Here is a 25,895-nt window from a genome sequence, read left to right as displayed (position 1 = left end):
AGATGCCCATGCCCGCCGCCATCATCGTGAGCCACGGACAGCCCTCGGACCCCGATCCGGCGCAGGCCGATCTGGAACGGTTCACCGCGCGGGTGGCGGAGGCCCTGCCCGGCTGGCATGTGGGGGCGGCGACCCTGGCGGCACCCGGTGCGCTCGATGCCGCCCTCGACGCGGCGGGGCCTGCGCCGCTGGTCTATCCGCTCTTCATGACCGAGGGGTGGTTCACCGGTGACAACCTGCGCAAGCGGCTGAGCGGGGCACAGGAGGCGCGGGTTCTGCGGCCGCTTGGCGTGTCGTCCGAGTTGCCCGATCTGGCCGCTGAGGTGTTGCGCGATGTGCTGGCAGTCCGCGGCTGGCTGGCGGGCGAGACGCAGCTTTTCATCGCCGGGCACGGATCGGGGCGCAGCCCGAATTCGGCGCGTGACACCCGGGCGTTCGCCGAGGCTGTGGCGCAGCGGATGCGCTTTGCCGAGATGCGCGTGGGGTTTGTCGAGCAGGCACCCTACCTTGCCGATCAGGCGGCGGGGCTGGGGGCGCAGGCGATCTGCCTGCCGTTCTTTGCCGCGATCCTCGGCCATGTGATCGACGATATCCCCGAGGCGCTGGACGGGACGGGGTTTCAGGGCGTGCGGCTCGATCCTATCGGTTGTGCCCCGGGAGTGCCTGCGCTGGTGGCGCGGGCGCTCTTGGCCGAGGCCGCTCAGACGCCGAGATAACGATCAGTCAGCGCGGGCGAGAGCGCGGCGTAGGCGCCGGACCAGACCGAGACGCCCTTTTCCAGCACCACGGCGCGGTCGGCGATACGGCCGAGTTCGCCCAAGGATTTATCGACCACGATCAACGCCATGCCGGTCTCGGATTTGAGCCGGGCGATGGCGGCCCAGATTTCCTGTCGCACCACGGGGGCCAGCCCCTCGGTCGCCTCGTCGAGGATCAGCAGGCGCGGGTTGGTCATCAGCGCGCGCCCGATGGCGAGCATCTGCTGCTCACCGCCCGAGAGCGAGCCTGCCGATTGCACGCGGCGTTCCTGAAGCCGGGGAAAGAGCCCCGCGACGCGGGCAAGATCCCATTCACCGGGGCGCGCGGCGGCGATCAGGTTTTCCTCGACCGTGAGATTGGTGAAGCAACGCCGTCCCTCCGGCACAAGACCGATGCCTGCGCGCGCCGCGCGGTAGCTGGGCAGGCGGGCCATGTCCTGCCCGTCGAACATCACCGCGCCGCCGCGATGGCGCAACAGGCGGCAGATCACCTTGATGGTGGTGGATTTGCCCATGCCGTTGCGCCCCAGAAGCGCGAGCACCTCGCCCTCGTCCAGGGCCAGATCGACATCGAAGAGCGCCTGCGAGGGGCCGTAGAAGGCCGAGATATGCGAGAGGGTGAGCAGGCTCATGGCTGGGCGTCCTCGCCCAGATAGGCGCGGCGCACCTCCGGGTTGGCGCGAATCTCACTCACCGGGCCGGTGGCGATGATGCGCCCACCCACCAACACGCTGATCCGGTCGGCAAGGGCAAAGACCGCATCCATGTCGTGTTCCACCAGCAGAATGGGCGTGCGGGCGCGCAGGTCGGAGAGGAAGGTGATCAGCCGCTTGGAGCCTTCGGCGCCCAGGCCCGCCATAGGCTCGTCCATGACGAAAGCGCGGGGGGTGAGCGTGAGGGCGACGGCCAGTTCCAGCTGCCGCCGCTGACCGTGCGACAGTTCCGCCGTGCGCAGGGCGCGAAACTCCGAGAGACCGACCTGATCGAGGGCCGTCTCAGCCGCGTCGCGCAGGGCGGCGTCGCGCATCACCGGGCGCAGAAAGCGCATCACCCCGCCGCGCCGCCCGAGCGCGCCGATCATCGCGTTCTGCAACACCGTGTAATCCATCGCCAGCGAGGATATCTGAAACGTGCGGCCAAGGCCCCGCCGCGCGCGGGCGGGGGTGTCGAGCGCGGTCACGTCCTGACCGTCGAGCCGCACCTGCCCGCGGTCGGGGCGCAGCGCGCCCGCGATTTGCGCGATCAGCGTGGACTTGCCCGCGCCGTTGGGGCCAATGAGGGCGTGGATCTCACCGGGGCGCAGGTCGAGCGTGATATCGTCGCTCGCCACCAGCCCGCCGAACGCCTTGGTGATGCCCCGCACGTCGATCACCGGCTCAGTCATGCGCCACCTCGCGCCCCGCAATGAGGCCATAGATTCCGCCGCGCGCGAACAGCACGACGCCAAGCAGGATCGCGCCGAGATAGATGTGCCAGTAGTCGCTGAGCCCGCCCAGCCAGTGTTCCAGCGCGATGAAGAGCGCGGCACCCGCGACCGGGCCGAAGACGCGCCCGACCCCGCCGAGGATCACGAAAACCATGATCTCGCCCGAGGTTTGCCAGGACAGCATGACGGGGCTGACGAAGCGGTTGAGATCAGCAAAAAGCGCGCCCGCAAGCCCGGTGATCGCACCCGAGATGACGAAGGCGGTGAGGTAGAGGCGGTAAGGGGCCTGCCCCACCGCCTCGACCCGGGCGGGGTTCTGGCGGGCGGCGCCCAGCATCAGGCCGAAGGGCGAAGCGGCAAGGCGCGAGACGATGAAGAGCACCAGCAGCAGCAGCGCGTAGCAGATCGCGAAGAAGGTGAGCGGGTCCATCGTGTTGAGCCCCGCCACGCCGTTGCGCACATAGATCGACAGCCCGTCCTCGCCGCCATAGGCGGGCCAGGAGATTGCGAAATAATAGAACATCTGGCCAAAAGCGAGGGTGATCATGATGAAATAGACCCCCGTGGTGCGCAAGGAGAGCGCGCCGATGGCCAGCGCCGCGAGCGCGCTGACGGCGATTGCGACGAGCCAGATCACCGGCATGGATTTCGTGCCCTCAATCAGGAACGGCATCTCGATCAGCGGGGTATAGGTCTGCGCGTGGTAGGCGAGAATGCCCATGGCATAGCCGCCCAAGCCAAAGAACGCCGCGTGCCCGAGACTGACCAGACCGCCCAGCCCGAGCGCCACGTTGAGGCCGACACCGGCGATGGCGAGGATCACGGCACGGGTGACGAGGGTGATTGTAAAAGGCTCATCGACGATCCACGCCCAGAGCGGGATCGCCAGCAGACCCAGCAAAAGGGCCGTGTTGAGCACCCGTTCGCGCCTCATGCCGTGGCCCCGCCGAAGAGGCCCTTGGGCCGGAAGAGAAGCACCCCCGCCATGAGCAGGTAGATCGCCATGGAGGCGAGCGCCGAGCCTGCGGTGGTGGCCGATGAGGCGTCCATGACGAGGGCAAACGCCTGCGGCAGCAGAACCCGGCCCAGCGTGTCGGTCATGCCGACGAGGATCGCGCCCACCAACGCGCCCTTGATCGAGCCGATGCCGCCGATCACGATGACCACGAAGGCGAGGATCAGCACCGGCTCGCCCATGCCGACCTGCACCGATTGGATCGCGCCGATCAGCGCGCCCGCCAGCCCGGCGAGCGCCGCGCCGAGTGCAAAGACCAGCGTGTAGAGGCCCGAGATATTCACGCCCAACGCGCCGATCATCTCGCGGTCATTCTCACCGGCGCGGATCTGGATGCCCAGCCGTGTGCGGGCGATCATCCAGAACAGCCCCGCCGCCACCGCCAGCCCCGCGCCGATCAACGCCAGACGATAGGCAGAATATTCGATGCCCAATGGCAACGTCACCGTGCCCGACAGCCACTCGGGCCGGTCGAGATAGAGCGGCACCGAGCCGTAGAGCCAGCGCGTGCCCTCGGAGAAGACGAGAATCAGCGCGAAGGTGGCCAGCACCTGATCGAGGTGGTCGCGGTCGTAGAGCCGCCGGATCACCGTGATCTCGACAATCACCCCGGCCAAGGCCGCCGCCGCGAGGCTGGCCACCAGCGCCAGCAGGAACGAGCCGGTCAGCCCGGCCACCGCCGCCGCCGCAAACGCGCCCACCATGTAGAGCGAGCCATGCGCGAGGTTGATCAGGCCCATGACGCCGAAGATCAGCGTCAGACCGGCCGCCATCAGGAACAGCATGACCCCCAGTTGCAGCCCGTTGAGCGCCTGTTCGACCAGCAGGATCAGGGACATGCGGCCCCTACCCTGCGCGGTGTCACCTTGATCGCCATGGCCTTCATTCTCTTTCGTGTCTCCCCTGCGGTCGCGGTCATGCCCCGCCGCCGCATGTGGATAGCGGATTGAGCGATATGTGCAACTGCCGACATGGCACCCACGCCGTTAGCGCAATCATGGCCCCGGCGCATGGGTTTGCGATAACGGTTATCGCTAACATGCTGAATAACCAACGAAAACGCATCACTTCTATCTTTCAGCGCGGCCCGCTTGGGTCTATACCGCCGCCAAATCCCGGAGCAGGAGAGCCCAATGACCATCACCGTCGGTATCAACGGTTTCGGCCGTATCGGTCGCGCCACACTGGCGCATATTTCCGAAAGCCTGCGCAACGATATCAAGGTCGTCAAGGTCAACGCCACCGGCCCGATCGAGACCGCAGCGCATCTGATGCGCTATGACAGCGTGCATGGCCGCTTTGCCCATCCGATCACCGTCGAGGGCAACACGATGGATCTGGGCCGGGGCCCGATCGAGATGTACTCGACCTATGACATGACCGCGCTCGACTGGGAGGGTGTGGATGTGGTGATGGAATGCACCGGCAAGTTCAACGACGGGCTGACCGCCAAGACCCATCTGGAGCGCGGCGCGCGCAAGGTGCTCTTGTCGGCGCCCGGCAAGAACGTGGACCGCACCGTGGTCTACGGCGTCAACCACGAGACGTTGCAGGCGGGCGAGCGGATGATCTCGAACGGGTCCTGCACCACCAATTGCCTGGCCCCTTTGGCCAAGGTGCTGAATGACGGGATCGGCATCGAGAGCGGCATCATGACCACGATCCACGCCTATACCGGCGATCAGCCGACGCTCGACCGGCGGCACAGTGACCTTTACCGCGCGCGGGCGGCGGCGATGTCGATGATCCCGACCTCGACCGGGGCCGCCAAGGCGCTTGGCGAGGTGCTGCCGGAACTGGCGGGGCGTCTCGACGGGTCGGCCATCAGGGTGCCGACGCCCAATGTCTCGGCGGTGGACCTGACCTTTGTCGCCAAGCGCGACGTGACCAAGGCCGACGTCAACGAGGTCGTCGCCGCCGCCGCCGCAGGCCCGATGAAGGGCGTGCTGGCCTATGACCCCGAACCCAAGGTCAGCGTGGATTTCAACCATACCGAGGAAAGCTCGATCTTCGCGCCCGATCAGACCAAGGTCACCGGCAAGCGGCTGGTGCGGGTGCTGGCGTGGTATGACAACGAGTGGGGCTTTTCGTGCCGCATGGCCGATGTGGCCGTGGCGATGGGCCGGTTGCAGTAAACCCGCGCACTATTGCGCAACGTGGTCTCGTCGGGCATACCCGGCGGGACCTTTTCATTTGGAATACCCCTCATGACCAACCGGATCGCGATCATTCTCGGACTGATGATTGTGGCAATCCTGGTGTTCGACAAGGTCTATCACGACAGCGCGGGCACGGTCTTTCTGGGGCGCAAACTGGTCGCGTTCATCGAATATCTCGCCTTCTGGCGTTGATCGTTTCGGCACCTTTTCCGATTAAGAAACCATGATTTGACTACATTCGAAATTCGTTTATGTTCGCGATCAAATGTTAGCGCTAACTATGCGGGTATGCGCCGCGAGATATCAGGAGGAAACATCATGGCACTCAGGCTGGCGATCAACGGGTTCGGCCGCATCGGGCGCAACGTGCTGCGTGCGCTGGTGGAAACCGGACGCCATGACATCGAGATCGTGGCGATCAACGATCTGGGCCCGGTCGAGACCAACGCGCATCTGCTGGAATTCGACAGCGTGCATGGCCGCTTTCCCGGGTCCGTCACGACGACCGAGGACAGTATCGACGTCGGGCGCGGACCGATCCGCGTGACCGCGCTGCGCGACCCGGCAGAGTTGCCCTGGGGCGATATCGACGTGGTGCTGGAATGCACCGGCCTCTTTGCCGACCGCGACAAGGCGGCGGCGCATTTGGCAAACGGGGCCAAGCGGGTGCTGGTCTCGGCCCCGTCAAAAGGCGCGGATCGCACAGTGGTTTACGGGGTGAACCACAATGATCTGACGGCGCAGGACGTGATCGTCTCGAACGCCTCCTGCACCACCAATTGCCTCGCCCCCGTGGCCAAGGTGCTGCACGAGAGCATCGGCATCACGCGCGGGTTCATGACCACGGTGCACAGCTATACCGGCGATCAGCCGACGCTCGACACGATGCACAAGGATCTCTACCGCGCGCGGGCGGCGGGGCTGAACATCATCCCCACCACCACCGGGGCGGCGCGTGCCGTGGGGCTGGTGCTGCCCGCGCTTGACGGGCGGCTTGATGGCACCGCCATTCGCGTGCCGACCCCGAATGTGAGCGTCGTGGACCTGACATTCGAGGCCGCGCGCGACACGGATATCGACGAGATCAACGCGGCGATGCAGGCGGCGGCGAATGGCGCGCTCAACCGGGTGCTGGACGTCACGCGCCGCGAGCTCGTCTCATCGGATTTCAACCACAACTCGCATAGCAGCATCTTTGCGGTCGATCAGACCCGGGTGATGGACGCCCGCATGTGCCGGGTGCTGGCCTGGTATGACAACGAATGGGGTTTTTCCAACCGCATGCTGGATGTGGCGGGCGAAATGGGCAAGCACCTCGGCTGATCAGTCGAGTTTGGCCAGCAGCGCCGCCTTGACGGCGGGGGGGACGAATTTCGTGACGTCCCCGCCAAGCCGGGCGATTTCCTTGACCAGTTTCGATGCGATGGCCTGATGGTTGGCGTCGGCCATCAGGAACACCGTCTCGACCGAGTTGTCGAGTGCCCGGTTCATCCCGACCATCTGGAACTCATACTCGAAATCGGTGACTGCCCGCAGGCCGCGCACGATGATCTGCGCGCCGACGTCATGGGCCGCGTTGATCAGCAGGTTCTCGAACGGATGCGCGATGATTTCGGTGCCGGTCTCGACGCTGAGCGCCTTGGCCTCGGCCTCGATCATCGCGACGCGCTCTTCCAACGAGAAAAGCGGGCCCTTGTCGCGGTTGATCGCCACCCCGATCACCAGCCGGTCCACCAGAATCGCCGCCCGGCGGATGATATCGACATGCCCGAGCGTGATCGGGTCGAACGTGCCGGGATAGAGGGCTATGCGCATCGGGCCGCTCCTTTGTTGCAGTCGAAGCGCACGCAACAATATTGCGCCGGTGAATGCAAGGGCTAGTAGCCCATGATCATCCCTTCAAGCGCGTTCTTCTCCATCGACAACTCCTCCAGCCGGGCCTTGACCACGTCGCCGATCGTGACGATGCCCACCAGCTTGCCATCCTCGACCACGGGCATGTGGCGGAAGCGGCCATCGGTCATGCGGGTCAGAACCGCGTCCGAGCTGTCTTGCTTAGAACAGCAGACCGGGTTGCGGGTCATCATGTCGGATACCGTTTCGGTCATGCAGGAGGTGCCGCGCACCGCGAGGCTGCGCACGATGTCGCGTTCCGAGAGGATGCCGTCGACGGTCTCGCCGTCGCGCGACACAATGAGGCCACCGATCCGACGTTCCGCCAGCGTCTGCGCCGCTTCCGAGACCTTGGTTTCGGGGGTGATCGTGATCACCGCGCCGTCGCCCTTGGATTTCAGGATTTGCTGGACCAGCATGGCGTACCCTCCGAAATAAAATATCCTCAAATCAGCGTGATACAGAACAAAATTTTTGTCAACTGCGGGCCTCGAGCCGGGCAACCTCTTGCCGCAACCCGTCGGCGAGCGCGGCGGCGAACCGGTTCTGCCGTTCCAGCCTGCGATCATCGGCATGGCGCACCAGATAGAAGCTGCGCGTGAGGGTGAATTGATCGGTCAGGATACGGCGCACGCCGCGCGCCCAGGGCAGTGAGAAATCGTGCAGCACGCCGATGCCGCCCGCCTGCCGCACCCAGTGAAGCTGCACCGAGACCGAGTTCGACGCGAGGCTGACGCGCTCCACCCCCGCCTCGCTGAGATAGTCGAGTTCCTTGTCGAAGATCATGTCCTGAATATAGCCGACCATCCGGTGGCCGCGCAGGTCGGCGAGCGTCTCGATGGGGCCTGCGTTTTTCAAATACCGGACCGATGCCGCCAGATGCAGCCGGTAATCGGTGAGTTTCTGCACCGTAAGCCGCCCCGCCGTGGGCGGGCTGACGGCGATCACCATATCGGCCTCGCGGCGGGTCAGGTTGAAGACGCGCGGCAGGGCGACGATCTGGATTTCCAGATCGGGATTGTCGGCCCCGATGGCGGCACAGACCTGCGGCAACAGGAAATTGGCGCAGCCGTCGGGCGCGCCGATGCGGATCTGCCCGGACATGCTGCCCGCCTGGCCCGCCATGTCCTCGGCCGCCTCCTGCATCGCCTGTTCGGCGCGTATCGCGTGGGCCATCAGCCGCCCGCCCGCCTCGCTGAGCGCATAGCCGGTGGGGGATTTGGCGAAAAGCGGCGCGCCCATCTCTTCCTCGAGCCGGGCAATGCGGCGGCCGACGGTGGCCGGGTCGATGCGCAGCGCACGGCCTGCACCCGACAGGCTCTCGGCGCGGGCCACGGCCAGGAAGATCCGGATATCGTCCCAATGTGGTTGCATGGCGGCCCCCTTTGCAAAAATGCAAATCGCTTTTGGAATATTGCCCCTTTTCGCTCGAGTTTTGCAAGACTACCCTGCGCGCAACCCTAGAGGAGGATCTCAGATGCAAGAACTGACCCATTACATCAACGGCGAACATGTCAAAGGCACGTCCGGCCGGTTTTCCGACGTGTTCAACCCCGCCACCGGCGAAGTGCAGGCGAAATGCCCGCTGGCCAGCGTCGAGGAGATGGAACAGGCGGTCGCAGCCGCACAGGCCGCACAGCCCAAATGGGGCGCCACCAACCCGCAGCGCCGCGCCCGGGTGATGATGAAATTCGTCGATCTGCTCAACCGCGACATGGACAAGCTGGCCGAGACGCTGAGCCGCGAGCACGGCAAGACCTTTCCCGATGCCAAGGGCGATATTCAGCGCGGTCTGGAAGTGGTCGAGTACTGCATCGGCGCGCCGCAGATGCTCAAGGGGGAGTTCACCGACAGCGCGGGGCCCGGCATCGACATGTATTCGATGCGTCAGCCTTTGGGCGTGACGGCAGGGATCACCCCGTTCAACTTTCCGGCGATGATCCCGATGTGGATGTTCGCGCCTGCATTGGCCTGCGGCAACGCGTTCATCCTCAAGCCGTCGGAGCGTGACCCCTCGGTGCCGCTGATGCTGGCCGAACTGATGGAAGAGGCAGGCCTGCCCAAGGGTCTGTTGCAGGTGGTGAACGGCGATAAGGTCGCGGTCGATGCGATCCTCTACAATGACGTGATCCAGTCGATCGGCTTTGTCGGCTCCACGCCCATTGCCGAATATATCTACGGCACCGGCTGTTCGCAGGGCAAGCGCGTGCAGTGTTTCGGCGGGGCCAAGAACCACATGATCGTGATGCCCGATGCCGATATGGATCAGGCCGCCGACGCGCTGATCGGCGCAGGTTACGGGGCTGCAGGCGAACGCTGCATGGCGATTTCCGTGGCCGTGCCGGTGGGCGACGAGACCGCCGACCGGCTGATCGAGAAACTGGTGCCGCGCATCGAAAAGCTGAAGGTCGGGCCCTACACGGCGGGCGATGACGTGGATTACGGCCCCGTAGTGACGGCGGCGGCCAAGGAAAAGATCCTCGGGCTGGTGCAATCGGGCATTGATCAGGGCGCGGAGCTGGTCGTCGATGGCCGCGATTTCAACCTGCAGGGTTACGAGGACGGGTTCTTTATCGGGCCGCACCTCTTTGACCGCGTGACGCCGGATATGGACATCTACCAGCAGGAAATCTTCGGGCCGGTGCTATCGACCGTGCGCGCGGGCAGCTATGAAGAGGCGCTCAAGCTGGCGATGGATCACGAAATGGGCAACGGCACTGCGATCTTTACCCGCGATGGCGATGCGGCGCGCGATTTCGCCAACCGGATCAATATCGGCATGGTGGGCATCAACGTGCCGATCCCGGTGCCGCTGGCCTATCACACCTTCGGCGGCTGGAAGAAATCGGTCTTCGGCGATCTCAACCAGCACGGGCCGGACGCGTTCAAGTTCTACACCCGCAGCAAGACCATCACGTCACGCTGGCCGTCGGGGATCAAGGATGGCGGCGAGTTCAACTTCAAGGCGATGGACTGAGCCATTTTTCGCGATGGTGCCCGTCCCCGGTCTTTGGTCCCGATGGTATCGGCACTCAAGCCGCAACCATCGGGGCGGACTGACAGCATCACCGATCATATACGCATGGGGCGATCGGACCAACCACCGGTCCTGCTCTCCCGGCAGTGTTGTCCCCTGGCAACCTAACCTCACGCGATTCGTGCTGTTTCGATCCGCCGCCACCCTAGGTTCAACATTATAGTGCAATGCACCCTGTGATTGATTTCGCCGTTTCGAAATTATGAACAATCTACCGATAGATGCGACAATAACCATGCGACAGGAAACAAAATTTCCGACACCTCTCCAAAGTTCCCCGAAGAGCCAGTCGATTGTTGAAAATATGGCGGTATTGAGGCAGTGTGATGATCACTTGGGCGACGGGTTCTCCGGGCGGCCAGACCATTATGGGGGTATGTTATGACTATAAAGAAATTTCTGATCGCGTCAGCATTGGTCGCAGGAATGGCGACCGGCGCGTCCGCTGCGACTTTGATCGGAAGCAGTAGTGGAGAATTTACTTCGGAAGACGGGTTTAATGTGAGCGCATCGGGCAACCAGCTCACTTGGCCGGGAGCTAGCCTCGTTAATCCGCAGAGCACTCTCACAATCGACAACTTTGGCTTCAACGCACCTGTTCCTTTGGGGAACAGCGAGCAGAAGGTTGGCCAACTGACGTGGGAAAACGCCAGTTCGTTTCCGACTTTTTCACCAAGTTTCGATGCTGACGCGACTCTCACTCTCGACTATGACAGCCCGAGCGATATTGCCGGTACCGAAGGGGTTACGTTCTCAGTGACCAACACGAGCGGGGGAAACCCGGATGGTATAGCGACACTCGTACTTGATGGCCTTTTTGATTTTGGGCTTGGGGTCCCGCTTGATCTGGGCCAAGGTGTTACCGTTACGAGCTACTTCGCCAAAATTGATGGCGCCTTTGGTACTTTTTCGAACGGATCGTGGTCGAATGAAGAAGGTGAAACATCTACCCTCGGCATTTACGCCAACATCTCGGCAGTTCCTCTGCCTGCGGCTGGCTGGCTGATGATCGCTGGGATTGGCGGCCTTGCCGCGCTCCGTCGCCGCCGCAAGGCCGCGTGACAGCGCAATACGACAGAACATCGTGACAAGGGGCGGCCTCGGTGCCGCCCCTTTTTCTTGCCTACCCCCGGAGAACCATGCTGAACTGACAGCCACGGCACCGACCACGGCGGGAGAGCGACGCGAATGGCCTATATCAGCCCCGATTTCACCATCGGCGTGGAAGAGGAATATCTTCTCGTCGATCTCGACAGCCTTGCCCTGGCCAACGCGCCCGAGGCGCTGATGACGGCGTGCGAGCAGGACCTGCAGGATCAGGTCAGCCCCGAATTCCTCAATTGCCAGATCGAAATCGGCACCCGCGTCTGCCGCACCATCGGCGAGGCGCGCGAGGATCTCAAGCGCCTGCGCAGCACCGTGGCGCGCCACGCCAGGGAACATAACCTCGCGCCTATCGCCGCCTCGTGCCACCCGTTTTCCGATTGGCGCAGCCAGACCCATACCGACAAGAAACGCTATAACGAATTGCAGCACGATCTGGCGGGCGTGGTGCGGCGGATGCTGATCTGCGGCATGCATGTGCATGTCGGAATCGAGCCGCCCGACCGGCGCATCGACCTGATGAATCAGTTGAGCTATTTCCTGCCGCATCTGCTGGCACTGAGTTGCTCCTCGCCGTTCTGGCAGGGGCAGGATACCGGGCTGAGCTGTTACCGGCTGACGGTGTTCGACAACCTGCCGCGCACGGGCCCGCCGCCCCGGATGGAGAGTTATAGCGAGTTCGACCGCTCGGTGCAGGCGCTGGTTGAACTGGGCGCAATCGAGGATGCCAGCAAGATCTGGTGGGATCTGCGCCCCTCGTCGCGCTTTCCGACGCTGGAATCGCGGATCTGCGATGTGCAGCCCCGGCTGGAGGACGCGCTGACGCTGGCAGCATTGACGCAATCGCTGGCGCGCATGCTGTGGCGGCTGGCGATCCACAATCAGCGCTGGCGGATCTATGACGGATTTCTGGTCTCGGAGAACCGCTGGCGGGCGCAACGCTATGGCACCACCGAGGGGCTGATCGACTTCGGGAGGGGCGAGATTGTCGATATGGCCGCGCTGGTCGAGGAAATAATAGAATTGATTCAGGAAGATGCGCAATTCTTCGACGCGGTGGCCGAGGTCGAACATGCCCGCGATATGCTTGACCGTGGCACAAGTTCCGAGCGGCAGCGCGCGGTCTTTGCCGCCGCCCGCGCCACCGGAGAGACCGAGGCCGAGGCGCTGCAATCGGTGGTGCGGCACCTGATCGAGGAATACCACGCCGACCTATAGGCCCGGCACGGATGACAATTCTGTGAGCACTCGGACCAAATGTGCGACGCCCCCTACGCATCCGGGGCAGTCCTTCCTATGTACGGGCGATAATCCCGACCAAGAGGACCGAGCACGATGACCCCGAACTTCACCCGCCGCACCGCCATCGCCACCGGTATTGCCGCGCTGGCCATGCCCGGCCTACTGCGCGCCGAGACCGTGAACCGCCGCAACGCCTCGGCCTTTGTCAAACGCGACTGGCGCGATCATTTCGACAGTCTGGGCGAGGGCTGCCTGCTGGCCGATATCGACAGCCGCGCCGTGCATTACTGGGGCCCGGATGGCGAGACCTATGCGCTCTACCCCTCGTCGGTACCGATGACCGAAGAACTGACCCGGCGCGGCTATACCGAGATCGTGCGCAAGCGTGTCGGCCCCGACTGGACGCCGACCCAATCCATGCGCGAGCGTGATCCGACGCTGCCCGCCTATATGCCGCCCGGCCCGGACAACCCGCTGGGCACCCATGCGATGTATCTGAGCTGGCCCGCCTATCTGGTGCATGGAACGCATGACACCCGCAAGATCGGGCGGCAGTCCTCCTCGGGCTGCATCGGGCTTTATAACCGGCATATCGAAGAGCTGTTCGGCATGGCGCAAGTCGGCACGCAGGTGCTGTTGCTCTGACCGCACCGCCCTTGCAAAGCATCAGCGCCCCGGGTTACCCCTCGGGGCGTTTTCTTTTGTCGCATCCCGACCGGAGAGCGTTGCGCCTTGCAAAAGTTCTGCAATAGTTGCTAATTAAACAAGCGTTCATTTCAGCGAACAGGAGCCCGTGATGGACTTTGCCCTCAGCGAGGAACAGACCGCCATTTTCGACATGGCGCATGCCTTTGGACAGGACCGCATCGCGCCGCATGCCCGTGCGTGGGAGCGCGAGGGCACCATTCCCAAGGAGTTGTGGCCGGAGATCGCCGCGCTCGGGTTCGGCGGGCTATACGTGAGCGAGGAGGCGGGCGGCTCTGGCCTCACGCGGCTGGATGCGACGCTGGTCTTCGAGGCGCTGTCGATGGCCTGCCCGTCGGTCGCGGCGTTCCTGTCGATCCACAACATGTGCGCCAAGATGATCGACAAGTTCGGCAGCGACGAGATCAAGGCGCGGGTGCTGCCCAAGGCGATGACGATGGAAACGGTGCTGTCCTATTGCCTGACCGAACCCGGCTCTGGCTCGGACGCCGCCGCGCTCAAGACCCGCGCCGAGCGCACCAACGAGGGCTACACCCTGAACGGCACCAAGGCGTTCATCTCGGGCGGCGGATATTCGGACGCTTACGTTGTGATGGTGCGTACCGGGGGCGACGGACCCAAGGGGATCTCGACGGTCTATGTCGAGGACGGCACAAAGGGCCTCAGCTATGGCGGGCTGGAGGATAAAATGGGCTGGCGCAGTCAGCCGACGCGGCAGGTGCAGTTCGACAATTGCAACATTTCTGCCGCTGATCTGGTGGGCGAAGAGGGCAAAGGTTTCACATATGCGATGAATGGGCTGAATGGCGGGCGTTTGAACATCGCGGCTTGCTCGCTGGGCGCAGCACAGCAGGCGCTGAGCATGACGCTGAGCTATATGGCCGAGAGAAAGGCCTTTGGAAAACCGATTGACCAGTTTCAGGCGCTGCAATTCCGCCTTGCCGACATGGAGATCGAATTGCAGGCCGCGCGCACATTCCTGCGGCAGGCGGCGTGGAAGCTGGACCATGAGGCGCCCGACGCCCCCAAGTTCTGCGCCATGGCCAAGACGTTCGTGACCGAGGCGGGCAGTCGCATCGTCAACCAATGCCTGCAACTGCATGGTGGTTATGGTTACCTGGCCGATTACGGGATCGAAAAGCTGGTGCGCGACCTGCGGGTGCATGAAATCCTCGAAGGCACCAACGAGATCATGCGCCTGATCGTGGCGCGGCAGATGCTGGCGGACAAATGAGCGGCGATATCCATATTCGCAAGGACGGCCGCGCCGGACGGATCACCCTGACCCGACCCAAGGCCTTGAATGCGTTGAGTTACGACATGGCGATGGCCATCGAGGCGGCGCTGGACGATTGGCGCGACGACCCTGAGGTGGCGCTGGTGCTGATCGACGCCGAGGGCGACAAGGCCTTTTGCGCGGGCGGCGACATTCAGCAGCTTTACGACAGCGGCCGTGCCGGAGATTTCGCCTATGGGCGGCGGTTCTGGGCCGATGAATACCGGCTGAACGCCAAGATCGCCGAATATCCCAAACCCTATGTCGCGCTGATGCAGGGCTTTGTCATGGGCGGTGGCGTGGGCATTTCGTGCCACGGGTCGCACCGCGTCACCTGCGAGAGCACGCAAGTGGCGATGCCCGAATGCGGCATTGGGCTGGTGCCGGATGTGGGCGGCTCGCTCTTGCTGGCGCGGGCACCGGGGCGGATGGGGGAATATCTGGGGACCACCGGCACGCGCATGGGACCGGAGGACGCGATATATTGCGGCTTTGCAGATGTTTACGTGCCGCAGCTGAAGTGGAAAGACTTGATGGCGGCGCTGGTCGAGACAGGCGATCCGGCGGTGATCGACGCTGTGGCGGAGACGCCCCCGACCGGCAGTCTGCGCAGTATCGAGCCACAGGTCGCCGCACATTTCGGCGGCGAACGTCTGGGCGATATCGTCAATTCGCTGCGCACCGAGGACAGCGACTTCACCGCCAAGGCGCTCAAGGCGATGTCGCGCGGCTCGCCGCTGTCGATGGCCTGCGCGGTCGAGATGATCCACCGGCTGCGCGGCCCCGGCGCGGATATCCGCCGCGCGCTTGGCCTTGAATATCGTTTCACCTATCGTGCGATGGACAAGGGCGATTTCCTCGAGGGCATTCGCGCCGCGATCATCGACAAGGACCGTGATCCGCACTGGCAACACGCGCTGGACTGCCTGCCGGGCACGGCGGTCTCATCCATGCTGATGCCTCTCGGGGCGGACGCGCTGACATTCGAAAGGGAGGCAACGACATGAAGATCGGGTTCATCGGGCTGGGCAACATGGGCGGGCCCATGGCGGCCAATCTGGCCAAGGCCGGGCATGAGGTGACGGGCTTTGACATGGCCGACGTCAAGATCGAAGGCATCAAAATGGCGGGCAGTGCCGCTACCGCGGCAGAGGGTGCACGGGTGGTGATCACCATGCTGCCCAATGGCGATATCCTGCGCCGCGTGGCGGATGAGGTGATCCCGGCGATGGAGACGGGCGCGGTGCTGCTCGATTGCTCGACCGTCGATGTCGAAAGCGCGCGTGACGTCGCGGCGCAGGCGCAGGCCGCAGGGCTTTCGGCGCTCGATGCGCCGGTGTCGGGCGGGGTCGGCGGCGCGGCGGGCGGCACGCTGACCTTCATGGTGGGCGGCGATGAGGCGGGGTTTGACATCGCCCGCGAACTTTTTGACATCATGGGACAAAAGGCGGTGCACTGTGGCCCGTCCGGCAACGGTCAGGCGGCCAAGATCTGCAACAACATGATCCTCGGGGCGACCATGATCGCCACCTGTGAGGCCTTTACGCTAGCCGACAAGCTGGGACTGGAGCGACAGGCGATGTTCGACGTCGTCTCGACCTCCTCGGGCTATAGCTGGTCGATGAACGCCTATTGCCCGGCCCCCGGCATCGGCCCGAAATCGCCTGCCGATAATGGCTATCAGCCGGGCTTTGCCGCTGATCTGATGCTCAAGGATCTGCGGCTGTCGCAGCAGGCCGCCGAGACGGTCGATGCCGACACGCCGATGGGCCGCGCGGCCTGTGATCTCTATGCGGAATTCGTCGAGAAGGAAGACGGCAAGGGGCGTGATTTCTCGGCCATGCTGCCGCGATTCGAGACGCGCGGACGCGGCTGATGGGCTGGGTCGCGCGCGCGCCCGGCCTGCCTGTGCTGGAGCCGGAGGCGGTGGCGCTGCTCGACCGGCTGACCCCGATGCGCGTGCCTGCGGGACAGGTGCTGTTTCACCCCGGCGAGACGGTCAAGGGCTTCGTGATCGTACTTGAAGGCCGGGTCGAAGTGTTCCTGACCGGCGCGTCGGGGCGCGAGATGCTGCTCTACGCGGTGGAGCCTGGGCAAAGCTGCGTGCAGTCCACGCTCGGGCTGATGGGCGGCGAGGACTATTCCGGCGAGGCGGTCGCGCGGAGCGAGAGCGAACTGGTACTGGTGCCGCGCGACACCTTCCTGCACCTGATGGATGTGTCGGACGTGTTCCGCAAATTCGTGTTCGCGGCCTTTGCGCAGCGCCTGCAATCCATGATGCACCTGCTGGATCGCGTCGCCTTTCAACGGATCGAGACGCGGCTGGCGCAATGCCTGCTGGAGCGGGCCGAGGGCGACACGTTGAAGGCGACGCATGCCGAGATCGCGGTGATGATCGGCACGGCGCGCGAGGTGGTCTCGCGCCGTCTCGATGCGCTGGCGCGGCGCGGGATCGTCGCGCTGGATCGCGGCGTGGTACGAATTCTCGACGCCGGGACCCTGGGCGAGTTGGCCAGCCTCGACGCGTGAAAACGGGGCGGCGCTGCGCGCCACCCCGTTCGAGTCATGGGCCTTGTGGATTTGGCGCGCGATCAGGGACGCGGCGGCAGAATGACCCGGTCGACCACGTGAATCACGCCGTTTGACTGTTTCACATCGGCGATGGTCACGTTGATCACGCGCCCGCGCTCGTCCTCGAGCATGATTTTGTCACCCGAATAGGTCGCCTTGAGCTCGCACCCGCCGAGCGTCGGCACGACATGCATGCCGCCATCATCGTCGATCATGCCCTTAATCGCCATGGCCATCGCATCGGCGCCGACGACGTGGCAGGTCAGGATCTGGGTCAGCTGTTTCTTGGCTTCGGGCTCGAGCAGCGCCTCGACCGCGCCGTCTTTGAGCATGCCGAAGGCGGCATCGGTGGGCGCGAACACGGTAAACGGCCCCTCGCCCTGCAGCGTCTCGACGAGGCCAGCGGCCTTGACGGCGGCGACAAGGGTTTCGTGATCGGCGGAATTGACGGCATTCTCGATGATGTTCTTTTCGGGATACATCTCGGCGCCGCCGACCATCGGATTGTCCATCGCGGCAAGCGCCATGGTGGCGGTCAGGGCAAGCGCGCCGGTGGCTGCGAAAATTTTCTTGGGTGTCATGTCGTGTCTCCTCGGTTGGATAGCAATGCCCCCGGCAATATGGCCAAAGGTCATGGGGAGGCACGACGCGGGGGGCGAAAGAGTTTCAGAGATTTTTTACCGGGGGGGGGGGCCTGGTCGGGTTTGGTTTGGAGTTGAACTTCAATTGAATCACCTGCGCGGACCAAGGCCGAAGGCTGCTGCGCATCGCTTCAAGATCCGTTTCAGGCCAGCACCACACCGGGCCCTACCCCGTTCAAGCGCCCAACCCGGCCTCGCCCGCCACGGACCGGCGCACCATGTCCCAATAGACCGCCTCGACCTGTGCCAGCGACAACCGGCCCTTTTCGCGGAACCAGGTGTTCACCCCCGTCAGCATGGCGATCAGCGCCATGCTGGCGATGCGCGGCTCGGTGACCACCATTACGCGCGCCTCGGCACCGGCGCGCAAGATCGCCTCGAGCCGCGTCTCGTAGTCGCGCCGCAAGCCCTCGATCAACTCGAAATTCTCCGGGCTGAGATTGCGCAACTCCATGTAGGACACAAAGACCGCCTCGGCGCGGCTGGTGTTGAAGCGGATGTGAAAGCGGGTGAACGCCTCAAGCTGCACCATCGCGCCGCCCGCCTGCGGGGCCTCAGTATCCCAGGCCGACAGCAGGTCCTCCATATGCGTGCGCATCAGCTCGAACAGCAGCGTCTGCTTGTCCGGCGTGTAATTGTAGAGCGCACCGGCCTGCACCCCCACCTCGCCCGCGATCTGCCGCATCGAGACGGCGGCATAGCCATGGCGGGCAAATAGCGAAAGCGCCGCCGCGCGGATGCGCGGGCCGGTGATGTCGGAATGCGAGCCTTGGGTGCGTGCCATGCCCACCGGTTTAACTGAACATCCGTTCAGATCAAAGCCCCGCTTGCCCTGCCCCGCCAAAGAATGGCAAGAAAGACATCAATCGCCCGCAAAGGACCGCCCGCCCATGCGCCCTCGTCTCTCTGCCGCCCTGGCCGCCCTCGCGCTTGCGCTCTTTGCCGGGTGTACCGAATTGCCCGCCCTCCCGGACGAGATCAGCGATAACCGCGCCGATCTTTCCTATCTCGAACTGGTCCCGGCAGGCGAGATCACCGGCCAGGTACCGCCGCCGCGCAGCGACGAGCGCACCGCCCCCGAACTGCAAAGCCGTGCCGACCGCTTGCGCGCCCGCGCGGCCCGTCTCGACGCCCCGGTGATCGACGCCGAGACGCAGGCGCGGATGCAAACCGGCGTCACCCGATAAAAACCCGCCCCCGACAGGTGCGCCCTGCGTTGCAAGGACCATCCGAACCCGTTACATCGCGGCTCAACCACTGGACAGCGATGATCGGAGAGCCCCATGACCACCCCCCTGCGCCTTGGCATTGCCGGTCTCGGCACCGTCGGCACCGGCGTTGTCCGCATCGTGCGCCAAAAGGCCGAGACACTCGCCGCGCGCGCGGGCCGTCCGATCACGATCACCGCCGTCTCGGCCCGCACCCGCGACAAGGATCGCGGCGTGAACCTCGGCGATTACGCGTGGGAGGATGATCCGGTCGCGCTGGCCAAGCGCGACGATGTGGACGTGTTCGTGGAACTGATGGGCGGCTCCGACGGGCCCGCCAAGGCCGCGACCGAGGCCGCCATCGCGGCAGGCAAGGACGTGGTCACCGCCAACAAGGCGATGCTCGCGCATCACGGCCATGCCCTGGCACTCGCCGCCGAAGAGGCCGGACGCGTCATCCGCTTCGAGGCGGCGGTCGCGGGCGGCATCCCGGTGATCAAGGCGCTGACCGAGGGGCTGGCGGGCAATGACATCACCCGCGTGATGGGCGTGATGAACGGCACCTGCAACTATATCCTGACGCGGATGCAGGCCACCGGCCAGGGCTATAACGCGCTCTTTGAGGAGGCCGACAAGCTGGGCTATCTCGAGGCCGATCCCAATCTCGACGTGGGCGGCATCGACGCGGGCCACAAGCTGGCGCTTCTGTCCTCGATCGCCTTTGGCTGCCAGGTCGATTTCGACGGCGTGGCGCTCGAAGGCATTCAGGACATCACCCTCGACGATATCCGTCACGCCGCCGACATGGGCTACCGGATCAAGCTTCTGGGCGTGGCGCAGATGACCGGGCGCGGGCTGGAACAGCGCATGTCGCCCTGCCTTGTCCCGGCGAAAAGCCCGATTGGCCAGCTTGAGGGCGGCACCAACATGGTGGTGCTCGAAGGCGATCAGGTCGAACAGATCGTGCTGCGCGGCCCCGGCGCGGGCATGGGCCCGACGGCAAGTGCAGTGATGGGCGACGTGATGGATATCGCGCGCGGCTTCCGCATCTCGACCTTCGGTCAGCCCGCCGCCATGCTCAAACCCTGCGCGCAGGCCAGCAGCGCCACGCCCGCGCGCTATTACCTGCGCATGTCGCTTGACGACAAGCCCGGCGCGCTCGCCAAGGTGGCGACGTTGCTGGGCGAGGCGGGGATTTCCATCGACCGGATGCGGCAGTATCGCCATGACGATGCCACCGCGCCGGTTCTGATCGTCACCCACAAGACCAATCGCGACGCGCTCGACACGGCATTGACCGGCATCCGGCGGCTCGATGTGCTGGCGGGCGATCCGGTGGCGCTGCGGATCGAAACCGTCTGAAACCCACGCCCCGGCCCCGCCCTTGTGCGCGGGCGGCGCGGGCGCTAATGCTGCTTTGACCCATATTTGCAAGGACCATCCCATGACCTCTGACACCGCCTTCAACGACCGCACGCTCTCGCTCGGGCTGGCGCGCGTCGCCGAACAGGCAGCGCTTGCCTGCGCCGATCTTATCGGGCGCGGCGACGAGAAGGCCGCCGATCAGGCCGCCGTCAACGCGATGCGCGACCAGCTCAACATGCTCAACATCAAGGGCGTGGTGGTGATCGGCGAAGGCGAGCGTGACGAGGCCCCGATGCTGTTCATCGGCGAAGAGGTCGGCACCGGCGAAGGCCCCGGCGTCGATATCGCGCTCGACCCGCTGGAAGGCACCACGCTGACCGCCAAGGCGATGCCCAATGCGCTGACGGTGATCGCGATGGCCCCGCGCGGCACGCTGCTGCATGCGCCCGACACCTACATGGACAAGCTGGCGATCGGGCCGGGATACCCCGAGGGCGTCGTCTCTTTGTCGATGTCTCCGCGCGAACGGGTCGAAGCATTGGCCAAGGCGCGCGGCTGCCGCCCGTCGGAGATCACCGTCTGCGTGCTCGAACGCCCGCGCCATCAGGAGATGATCGCGGAGTTGCGCGAAACCGGGGCCGCCGTCTACCTGATCACCGATGGCGACGTGGCCGGCGTGATCCATTGCGCGGAATCCGAGCGCACCGGCATCGACATGTATATGGGCACCGGCGGCGCGCCCGAAGGCGTGCTCGCGGCCTCGGCGCTCAAATGCATGGGCGGGCAGATGTGGGGACGGTTAGTCTTTCGCAACGACGACGAGCGGGCGCGTGCGCAGAAGGCCGGGATCACCGATTTCGACCGGGTCTATGCCCGCGACGAGATGGTCACCTCGGACGTGATCTTTGCCGCCACCGGCGTCACCGACGGCTCGATCGTCAAGGGCGTGCAGCGCCGCCCCGGTTTCGTCGAGACCGAGACCGTGCTGATGCGCTCGCGCACCGGCTCGGTGCGGCGGATGATCTATCGCAGCAAGCGTGACTGATCGCGCGACAGGGCTGGGGGCGCTGCCCCCGTCGCCGCAGGCGGCGACTCCCCCGGAATATTTCCGGCAAGATGAAGCCGGGGCGCGGGCATGACGGCGTATCTGGGTGTGGAGAACTCGCTGTGCGGGCGGCGCTGGATCGGGCCGGGCGTAGAGGTGGATCGGCAGGCCGAGGCCATGGCGCAGGTCACCGCCCTGCCCCGTCCGCTCTGCCAGACCCTCGCGCGGCTTGGGGTCGAGAGCGCCGAGGCGCAGACCTATCTCGCCCCGGCCCTGCGCGACCTGCTGCCCGACCCGCGCGACTTGCGCGACATGGAGCCCGCCGCCACGCGGTTTCTACAGGCGGTGACGACGGGCGAGCGGATCGCGATCTTTGCCGATTACGATGTCGATGGCGGCACCTCAGCAGCGCTTCTGATCGACTGGCTGAGCCAGATGCGCGCACCCGAACCGACGCTTTATATCCCCGACCGGATCGACGAAGGCTATGGCCCCAATGAGCCCGCGATGCGCGATCTGGCGGCGCGGCATGATCTGATCCTCTGCGTCGATTGCGGCACGCTGAGCCATGACGCCATCGCCGCCGCCGCAGGGGCCGACGTGGTCGTGCTCGATCACCATCTGGGCGGTGAGACGCTGCCGCCCGCACTGGCGGTGGTGAACCCCAACCGGCAGGACGAAAGCGGCGATCTGGCGCATCTTTGTGCCGCTGCTGTGGTGTTCCTGCTGCTGGTCGAGGCCGGACGGCAGCTGCGCGACGCCGGACGCCAAGGCCCCGACCTGATGGCGATGCTCGATCTGGTGGCGCTGGCGACGGTGGCGGATGTGGCCCCGCTCATCGGCGTGAACCGGGCCTTCGTGCGGCAGGGGCTGCGGATCATGGCGCGGCGCGAACGCCCCGGTCTGGTGGCGCTGGCGGATGTGGCGCGGATGGATGCCACGCCCAATGCGTACCATCTGGGTTTTCTGCTGGGACCGCGCATCAACGCGGGCGGGCGCATCGGCAAGGCCGATCTGGGTGCGCGGCTGCTGGCCTGCCAGAGCGCCTCCGAGGCGCGCGCCATGGCCGAGCGGCTCGATCAGCTCAACACCGAGCGGCGCGAGGTCCAGGCCATGGTGCGCGATGCCGCACTGGACCAGGCCGAGGCGCGTGGCTTTGACGCGCCGCTTGTGTGGGCGGCGGGCGAGGGCTGGCATCCCGGCGTTGTCGGCATCGTCGCCAGCCGCCTGAAGGAGACCGCCAACCGCCCGGCCATCGTGATCGGGCTCGAGGGCGACGAGGGCAAGGGATCGGGCCGCTCAATCAGCGGCGTCGATCTGGGCGCCGCCATTCAGCGGCTGGCCTCTGAGGGGCTGCTGATCAAGGGCGGCGGGCACAAGATGGCGGCGGGCCTCACCGTGGCGCGCGACCGGCTGGAGGAGGCGATGGCACGGCTCTCGGATCTGCTGGCCCGTCAGGGGGCCGGTCAGGCCGGGCCCGCCGACCTGCGCCTTGACGGGATGCTGATGCCGGGGGCGGCGACGATCGAACTGGTCGAGCAGATCGAGGCCGCGGGGCCGTTCGGGGCCGGTGCGCCGGGGCCGCGTTATGTCTTTCCCGATTGTCAGATCAGCTATGCCAAGCAACTGGGCGGCAACCACCTCAAGCTGCGCTTTGGTGACGGGCTGGGCGCGAGCCTCGAGGCGATCGCCTTCGGGGCGTTTGACGGGCCGCTGGGGCCCGCGCTGACGGGACATGGCGGCGCACGCTTTCATCTTGCCGGACGGCTCGACATCAACACATGGGGCGGGCGCAGATCGGTGCAACTGCGCCTTGAGGACGCCGCGCCGGCCCTGTGATCCGGCCCCCGAGGCGGCGCGAAACCGGCCATGTCGATTTTTGCGAAACAGCGCCAAGTTTTCGTAAAATCCCTCTTGCGCGCCGGTCCGGATTTGCCTAGTTACCCCCCACAGCAGCGCTGGCCCGTTCGTCTATCGGTTAGGACGCCAGGTTTTCAACCTGGAAAGAGGGGTTCGATTCCCCTACGGGCTGCCACTTTCTCAGGATTTCCCCAAGGTCGATAGAGGTCCGGTGCGCATGTGTCGCGCCGGTGTTGTGGTGCGCGCCGTCGATGTTGCGCGTGATCGTTTTGGCGCTCTGAGGGTCCGGATGGTCGTTGATCCGGAATGCGGCGTGCGAGCGGTGCCGGGGCCGCAGACGCTTGGATTTCTGGCGCGCCGCGATTTGCCATTTTGTTGCGCGTCACGAGCATCGACCTTGCTGACACGGACCATCCCCGCCACATCCGGGCGCGCGGCATCCGGATGTTTTTTACGAAACGCGGGTGCGGATGACCGCATCGACGGCCGTCGCGGTTTGCCTGCCCACGATGACCGGGTTGATCTCGACTTCGGCCATAGTGTCGCGCAGGTCCCAGGCCAGACGCGACAGCGCGGCGGCGGCATCGGCCAGCGCCTCGGCGGCAAGGCGGGCGCCCCCGCGATACCCCGACAACACGCGGGCGGCGCGCAACCGGGTGATCGCCGTTGCGGCCTCGGCGGCCGTGAACGGGACCATCAGCAGGACGTGTTCGTCCAGCAGGTCCACGAATTGGCCACCGGGTGCAATGCGCACCGCCGGACCGAAATCGGGATCATTGATCGCGCCCAACGACCATTCGACACCCGGTGCAACCATGTCGGCGACCAGAATCTGACCGTGAAACCGCGCCGTCAGATCATCATATGCATCCGCAACGGCCTGCGCGGTTGCAAGGCCGGGCTTGACCCCGTCACAATCCGATTTGTGCGACAGCCCCGGCTGCGCGGTCTTGAGAACGACGGCCCCCCCGATCTTTCGGGCGATCGCCTGCGCGTCGTCCCGTGACCCGGCCAGGCCATGCGCCGGGCAGGCGATGCCGTAGTCCGAAAAAAGCGCGTATCCCTCGGCCTCGCCGATCCAGTCGCGGCCACAAAGCGCCGAACGCCAGTGCGTCGCGCGGGGGTGCGGTGGTTCGGGGGCGCGAAACCGGGCAACCGGGCCGTGATCGTGCAATGCGCGCACGGCCGCCAGCGCATTCTGCATGCCGCTGATCAGGGGAATGCCCAGATCGGCGAACCGCTCGGCCAGCGCCGCGTCATCGCTGCGCGAGAAGTTCGACACGGCGGCAAGCGGTTTGTCGGTCTGGCGAAACGCATCTTGCAATGCGCAGGCATGCATCTCGTGCAGGTAGTAGTTGCCGCGCCAGTTGAGCACATAGAGCCCGGTGCCCACGCTCTCATCCGCCATCATCGCCGTGACCGCGCGGGTGTAGGTGCCTTGCGCCCCCTGCCCCGTGCCCCAGGCGTCGAGCGGGTTCTCGGCAGACTTGCCGGGTTCGAGCCCCAACTGGATCGCCGCCTTGGTTTCACAGGAGAGCGCAGCGTAGGAAAGGCCGTGATCCTCGGCCATATCGGCCATCAACTCGCGCTCGCCGCCCGAATCGTGGATCGAGGCGATGCCCGGCGCGGTCGCGCGCCGTCCTTGCGCGAACATGGCCAGCATCGCCGCCATCTCGTCAAGCGAGCCCGCCATATGACCGCCCAGCCGCCGCACCAGCGCGCGGAACACGTCGTCATCGCCGACCAGCGCGCCGGTATGCGAGATCGCCATGCGCGCGCCCAGCGCGGAGCGACCGATTTTCAGGATCACGACCGGGATGTCGCGCACCGCCGCCGCCTCCATCGCCGCGATGAAACCCTCGGGGTCGCGCACAGTTTCGAGAAACAGGCCGACGGTCCGGGTTTCCGGCCGGTCGACCATCCAGCGCAGGTAATCGGCGGCGGTGGTGACGGTTTCCGAGCCGGTGCTGACCGCCTGCGAGAACCGCAGCCGCCGGTCGTTGTTCATCAGCGCCCCGAGGATCGAGCCGGATTGCGCGATCAACCCGACGCCGCCCGGTTTGAGATCGAGCGGCACCGGAAAGGGCGTGACCCTGAGGCCCAGCGCGATGTTGTGCACGCCCATGCTGTTGGGCCCGCAAAGCGCCGCGCCCGCCGCCCGGACCCGGTCACCGATCCGCTGGCGCATGAAAGCGTCGGGGCATTCCGAAAAGATCGTCAGGGCGCGCACCCCGGCGGTCAGCGCCTCATCGACCGCAGCCTCGACCCGCGCGGTGGCCAGCGACAGCACGACATGCTCGGGCCTCTCGGGAAGGTCGGCCAGCGTGGCGGCGACCCGGCCATCCGACTGCGCGGCAAGACGCGGATTGACCCGCATGATCCGCCCGGCATACCCGCCTTGAGTGACCATCCGGTCCAGCGCATGACCGTACGAATCCGCACGGTCCGAGACGCCGACAAGGGCGATGGATTTCGGGGCCAGCAGCGCCGTCATCGCCGATCTCGGAACGTTCTGGTCCTGCACGCCACAGCCTCTCGGGTTGGATCAGACCGGATATTGGTCGCAACCGGCGGGCAGTTGAAATTCCGA

General features: G+C 65.3%; 26 protein-coding genes and 1 tRNA gene. 17 read left to right on the top strand and 10 right to left on the bottom strand.

Annotated features, from left to right (window positions below; translation table 11 throughout):
• The first annotated feature begins 8 nt into the window (after positions 1 to 8).
• Complete coding sequence (locus PVU19_RS06930) at positions 9 to 716, top strand: CbiX/SirB N-terminal domain-containing protein (RefSeq protein ID WP_050662038.1); 708 nt, start codon at positions 9 to 11, stop codon at positions 714 to 716.
• Here the strand turns inward: PVU19_RS06930 and PVU19_RS06925 are convergent.
• From PVU19_RS06925 to PVU19_RS06910, 4 genes are read right to left on the bottom strand one after another with little or no spacing between them, the layout of a single operon-like run.
• Positions 701 to 1,390 (bottom strand): ABC transporter ATP-binding protein, encoded by a 690-nt coding sequence (locus PVU19_RS06925; RefSeq protein WP_050662011.1) that lies wholly within the window; start codon positions 1,388 to 1,390, stop codon positions 701 to 703. The two genes, PVU19_RS06930 and PVU19_RS06925, sit on opposite strands and share 16 nt — an antisense overlap.
• A complete protein-coding gene (locus PVU19_RS06920; protein ID WP_050662010.1) occupies positions 1,387 to 2,142 on the bottom strand; it encodes an ABC transporter ATP-binding protein in 756 nt (251 codons plus the stop codon). The genes PVU19_RS06925 and PVU19_RS06920 overlap by 4 nt, the downstream gene beginning before the upstream one ends.
• On the bottom strand, positions 2,135 to 3,118 hold the full coding sequence (locus PVU19_RS06915; protein WP_050662009.1) for a branched-chain amino acid ABC transporter permease: 984 nt from the start codon (positions 3,116 to 3,118) through the stop codon (positions 2,135 to 2,137). Before PVU19_RS06915 ends, PVU19_RS06920 begins: the two co-directional genes overlap by 8 nt.
• Complete coding sequence (locus PVU19_RS06910) at positions 3,115 to 4,038, bottom strand: branched-chain amino acid ABC transporter permease (RefSeq protein WP_050662008.1); 924 nt, start codon at positions 4,036 to 4,038, stop codon at positions 3,115 to 3,117. The genes PVU19_RS06915 and PVU19_RS06910 overlap by 4 nt, the downstream gene beginning before the upstream one ends.
• A gap of 294 nt (positions 4,039 to 4,332) precedes the next feature.
• On the opposite strand from PVU19_RS06910, the gene gap (PVU19_RS06905) reads away from it, so the two are divergent.
• The 3 genes from gap (PVU19_RS06905) to gap (PVU19_RS06895) all read left to right on the top strand — a co-directional run bounded on the left by gap (PVU19_RS06905) (position 4,333) and on the right by gap (PVU19_RS06895) (position 6,681).
• A complete protein-coding gene (gap, locus tag PVU19_RS06905) occupies positions 4,333 to 5,334 on the top strand; it encodes a type I glyceraldehyde-3-phosphate dehydrogenase (protein WP_050662007.1) in 1,002 nt (333 codons plus the stop codon).
• A gap of 72 nt (positions 5,335 to 5,406) precedes the next feature.
• Complete coding sequence (locus PVU19_RS06900; RefSeq protein ID WP_050662006.1) at positions 5,407 to 5,550, top strand: hypothetical protein; 144 nt, start codon at positions 5,407 to 5,409, stop codon at positions 5,548 to 5,550.
• A 126-nt stretch (positions 5,551 to 5,676) separates the two neighbouring features.
• Positions 5,677 to 6,681: a type I glyceraldehyde-3-phosphate dehydrogenase gene (gene gap / locus PVU19_RS06895; protein ID WP_050662037.1), complete on the top strand. Its 1,005-nt coding sequence runs from the start codon at positions 5,677 to 5,679 to the stop codon at positions 6,679 to 6,681.
• Here the strand turns inward: gap (PVU19_RS06895) and coaD are convergent, their stop codons facing one another.
• The 3 genes from coaD to PVU19_RS06880 all read right to left on the bottom strand — a co-directional run bounded on the left by coaD (position 6,682) and on the right by PVU19_RS06880 (position 8,625).
• Positions 6,682 to 7,173, bottom strand: coding sequence for a pantetheine-phosphate adenylyltransferase (coaD, locus tag PVU19_RS06890; protein WP_050662005.1), 492 nt, complete (start codon positions 7,171 to 7,173; stop codon positions 6,682 to 6,684).
• A gap of 62 nt (positions 7,174 to 7,235) precedes the next feature.
• Positions 7,236 to 7,670 carry a CBS domain-containing protein gene (locus tag PVU19_RS06885; protein ID WP_050662004.1) on the bottom strand — a complete coding sequence of 145 codons (435 nt, stop codon included), beginning with the start codon at positions 7,668 to 7,670 and terminating at the stop codon, positions 7,236 to 7,238.
• 58 nt (positions 7,671 to 7,728) lie between these two features.
• Positions 7,729 to 8,625, bottom strand: coding sequence for a LysR family transcriptional regulator (locus PVU19_RS06880; protein ID WP_050662003.1), 897 nt, complete (start codon positions 8,623 to 8,625; stop codon positions 7,729 to 7,731).
• A gap of 103 nt (positions 8,626 to 8,728) precedes the next feature.
• Here PVU19_RS06880 and PVU19_RS06875 point away from each other — a divergent pair, with 103 nt between their 5' ends.
• The 8 genes from PVU19_RS06875 to PVU19_RS06840 all read left to right on the top strand — a co-directional run bounded on the left by PVU19_RS06875 (position 8,729) and on the right by PVU19_RS06840 (position 17,144).
• Positions 8,729 to 10,228 carry a CoA-acylating methylmalonate-semialdehyde dehydrogenase gene (locus tag PVU19_RS06875; RefSeq protein ID WP_050662002.1) on the top strand — a complete coding sequence of 500 codons (1,500 nt, stop codon included), beginning with the start codon at positions 8,729 to 8,731 and terminating at the stop codon, positions 10,226 to 10,228.
• Between the two features lie 441 nt (positions 10,229 to 10,669).
• Complete coding sequence (locus tag PVU19_RS06870; protein WP_050662001.1) at positions 10,670 to 11,350, top strand: VPLPA-CTERM sorting domain-containing protein; 681 nt, start codon at positions 10,670 to 10,672, stop codon at positions 11,348 to 11,350.
• A gap of 126 nt (positions 11,351 to 11,476) precedes the next feature.
• On the top strand, positions 11,477 to 12,610 hold the full coding sequence (locus tag PVU19_RS06865) for a carboxylate-amine ligase (protein ID WP_050662000.1): 1,134 nt from the start codon (positions 11,477 to 11,479) through the stop codon (positions 12,608 to 12,610).
• A gap of 117 nt (positions 12,611 to 12,727) precedes the next feature.
• Positions 12,728 to 13,279, top strand: coding sequence for a L,D-transpeptidase (locus tag PVU19_RS06860; RefSeq protein ID WP_050661999.1), 552 nt, complete (start codon positions 12,728 to 12,730; stop codon positions 13,277 to 13,279).
• Positions 13,280 to 13,430: 151 nt separating this feature from the next.
• Positions 13,431 to 14,573, top strand: a complete 1,143-nt coding sequence (locus PVU19_RS06855; RefSeq protein ID WP_050661998.1) for an acyl-CoA dehydrogenase family protein — start codon at positions 13,431 to 13,433, stop codon at positions 14,571 to 14,573.
• The gene (locus PVU19_RS06850; RefSeq protein WP_050661997.1) at positions 14,570 to 15,622 is read left to right on the top strand and encodes an enoyl-CoA hydratase/isomerase family protein; all 1,053 of its coding nucleotides are present in this window, start codon (positions 14,570 to 14,572) and stop codon (positions 15,620 to 15,622) included. Before PVU19_RS06855 ends, PVU19_RS06850 begins: the two co-directional genes overlap by 4 nt.
• Positions 15,619 to 16,491, top strand: a complete 873-nt coding sequence (mmsB, locus tag PVU19_RS06845) for a 3-hydroxyisobutyrate dehydrogenase (RefSeq protein ID WP_050661996.1) — start codon at positions 15,619 to 15,621, stop codon at positions 16,489 to 16,491. Before PVU19_RS06850 ends, mmsB begins: the two co-directional genes overlap by 4 nt.
• Complete coding sequence (locus tag PVU19_RS06840) at positions 16,491 to 17,144, top strand: Crp/Fnr family transcriptional regulator (protein ID WP_050661995.1); 654 nt, start codon at positions 16,491 to 16,493, stop codon at positions 17,142 to 17,144. The genes mmsB and PVU19_RS06840 overlap by 1 nt, the downstream gene beginning before the upstream one ends.
• A gap of 62 nt (positions 17,145 to 17,206) precedes the next feature.
• On the opposite strand, the gene PVU19_RS06835 is transcribed toward PVU19_RS06840, so the two are convergent.
• Complete coding sequence (locus PVU19_RS06835) at positions 17,207 to 17,767, bottom strand: fasciclin domain-containing protein (RefSeq protein WP_050661994.1); 561 nt, start codon at positions 17,765 to 17,767, stop codon at positions 17,207 to 17,209.
• Positions 17,768 to 18,002: 235 nt separating this feature from the next.
• A complete protein-coding gene (locus PVU19_RS06830) occupies positions 18,003 to 18,611 on the bottom strand; it encodes a TetR/AcrR family transcriptional regulator (protein WP_050661993.1) in 609 nt (202 codons plus the stop codon).
• 106 nt (positions 18,612 to 18,717) lie between these two features.
• Here PVU19_RS06830 and PVU19_RS06825 point away from each other — a divergent pair, with 106 nt between their 5' ends.
• From PVU19_RS06825 to PVU19_RS06805, 5 genes are all read left to right on the top strand, one after another.
• Positions 18,718 to 19,014 carry a hypothetical protein gene (locus PVU19_RS06825; RefSeq protein WP_050661992.1) on the top strand — a complete coding sequence of 99 codons (297 nt, stop codon included), beginning with the start codon at positions 18,718 to 18,720 and terminating at the stop codon, positions 19,012 to 19,014.
• A gap of 96 nt (positions 19,015 to 19,110) precedes the next feature.
• Positions 19,111 to 20,397 (top strand): homoserine dehydrogenase, encoded by a 1,287-nt coding sequence (locus tag PVU19_RS06820; RefSeq protein WP_050661991.1) that lies wholly within the window; start codon positions 19,111 to 19,113, stop codon positions 20,395 to 20,397.
• A gap of 82 nt (positions 20,398 to 20,479) precedes the next feature.
• Positions 20,480 to 21,445, top strand: a complete 966-nt coding sequence (gene glpX, locus PVU19_RS06815) for a class II fructose-bisphosphatase (RefSeq protein ID WP_050661990.1) — start codon at positions 20,480 to 20,482, stop codon at positions 21,443 to 21,445.
• Positions 21,446 to 21,535: 90 nt separating this feature from the next.
• The gene (recJ, locus tag PVU19_RS06810; protein ID WP_050661989.1) at positions 21,536 to 23,284 is read left to right on the top strand and encodes a single-stranded-DNA-specific exonuclease RecJ; all 1,749 of its coding nucleotides are present in this window, start codon (positions 21,536 to 21,538) and stop codon (positions 23,282 to 23,284) included.
• Between the two features lie 121 nt (positions 23,285 to 23,405).
• Positions 23,406 to 23,480, top strand: a tRNA-Glu gene (locus tag PVU19_RS06805).
• A 276-nt stretch (positions 23,481 to 23,756) separates the two neighbouring features.
• Here PVU19_RS06805 and PVU19_RS06800 read toward each other — a convergent pair.
• Complete coding sequence (locus PVU19_RS06800) at positions 23,757 to 25,829, bottom strand: acetate--CoA ligase family protein (protein ID WP_082237456.1); 2,073 nt, start codon at positions 25,827 to 25,829, stop codon at positions 23,757 to 23,759.
• Positions 25,830 to 25,895: the final 66 nt, after the last annotated feature.

The sequence above is a fragment of the Roseovarius tolerans genome, assembly GCF_028885395.1.
Classification (GTDB): domain Bacteria; phylum Pseudomonadota; class Alphaproteobacteria; order Rhodobacterales; family Rhodobacteraceae; genus Roseovarius; species Roseovarius tolerans.
This window is presented reverse-complemented; position numbering and strand designations above follow the sequence as displayed.

Coding starts and splice junctions, on each gene's coding strand:
- PVU19_RS06930 (WP_050662038.1), top strand. CDS start 9: ATGCCCGCCGCCATCATCGTGAGCCACGGACAGCCCTCGGACCCCGAT.
- PVU19_RS06925 (WP_050662011.1), bottom strand. CDS start 1,390: ATGAGCCTGCTCACCCTCTCGCATATCTCGGCCTTCTACGGCCCCTCG.
- PVU19_RS06920 (WP_050662010.1), bottom strand. CDS start 2,142: ATGACTGAGCCGGTGATCGACGTGCGGGGCATCACCAAGGCGTTCGGC.
- PVU19_RS06915 (WP_050662009.1), bottom strand. CDS start 3,118: ATGAGGCGCGAACGGGTGCTCAACACGGCCCTTTTGCTGGGTCTGCTG.
- PVU19_RS06910 (WP_050662008.1), bottom strand. CDS start 4,038: ATGTCCCTGATCCTGCTGGTCGAACAGGCGCTCAACGGGCTGCAACTG.
- gap (WP_050662007.1), top strand. CDS start 4,333: ATGACCATCACCGTCGGTATCAACGGTTTCGGCCGTATCGGTCGCGCC.
- PVU19_RS06900 (WP_050662006.1), top strand. CDS start 5,407: ATGACCAACCGGATCGCGATCATTCTCGGACTGATGATTGTGGCAATC.
- gap (WP_050662037.1), top strand. CDS start 5,677: ATGGCACTCAGGCTGGCGATCAACGGGTTCGGCCGCATCGGGCGCAAC.
- coaD (WP_050662005.1), bottom strand. CDS start 7,173: ATGCGCATAGCCCTCTATCCCGGCACGTTCGACCCGATCACGCTCGGG.
- PVU19_RS06885 (WP_050662004.1), bottom strand. CDS start 7,670: ATGCTGGTCCAGCAAATCCTGAAATCCAAGGGCGACGGCGCGGTGATC.
- PVU19_RS06880 (WP_050662003.1), bottom strand. CDS start 8,625: ATGCAACCACATTGGGACGATATCCGGATCTTCCTGGCCGTGGCCCGC.
- PVU19_RS06875 (WP_050662002.1), top strand. CDS start 8,729: ATGCAAGAACTGACCCATTACATCAACGGCGAACATGTCAAAGGCACG.
- PVU19_RS06870 (WP_050662001.1), top strand. CDS start 10,670: ATGACTATAAAGAAATTTCTGATCGCGTCAGCATTGGTCGCAGGAATG.
- PVU19_RS06865 (WP_050662000.1), top strand. CDS start 11,477: ATGGCCTATATCAGCCCCGATTTCACCATCGGCGTGGAAGAGGAATAT.
- PVU19_RS06860 (WP_050661999.1), top strand. CDS start 12,728: ATGACCCCGAACTTCACCCGCCGCACCGCCATCGCCACCGGTATTGCC.
- PVU19_RS06855 (WP_050661998.1), top strand. CDS start 13,431: ATGGACTTTGCCCTCAGCGAGGAACAGACCGCCATTTTCGACATGGCG.
- PVU19_RS06850 (WP_050661997.1), top strand. CDS start 14,570: ATGAGCGGCGATATCCATATTCGCAAGGACGGCCGCGCCGGACGGATC.
- mmsB (WP_050661996.1), top strand. CDS start 15,619: ATGAAGATCGGGTTCATCGGGCTGGGCAACATGGGCGGGCCCATGGCG.
- PVU19_RS06840 (WP_050661995.1), top strand. CDS start 16,491: ATGGGCTGGGTCGCGCGCGCGCCCGGCCTGCCTGTGCTGGAGCCGGAG.
- PVU19_RS06835 (WP_050661994.1), bottom strand. CDS start 17,767: ATGACACCCAAGAAAATTTTCGCAGCCACCGGCGCGCTTGCCCTGACC.
- PVU19_RS06830 (WP_050661993.1), bottom strand. CDS start 18,611: ATGGCACGCACCCAAGGCTCGCATTCCGACATCACCGGCCCGCGCATC.
- PVU19_RS06825 (WP_050661992.1), top strand. CDS start 18,718: ATGCGCCCTCGTCTCTCTGCCGCCCTGGCCGCCCTCGCGCTTGCGCTC.
- PVU19_RS06820 (WP_050661991.1), top strand. CDS start 19,111: ATGACCACCCCCCTGCGCCTTGGCATTGCCGGTCTCGGCACCGTCGGC.
- glpX (WP_050661990.1), top strand. CDS start 20,480: ATGACCTCTGACACCGCCTTCAACGACCGCACGCTCTCGCTCGGGCTG.
- recJ (WP_050661989.1), top strand. CDS start 21,536: ATGACGGCGTATCTGGGTGTGGAGAACTCGCTGTGCGGGCGGCGCTGG.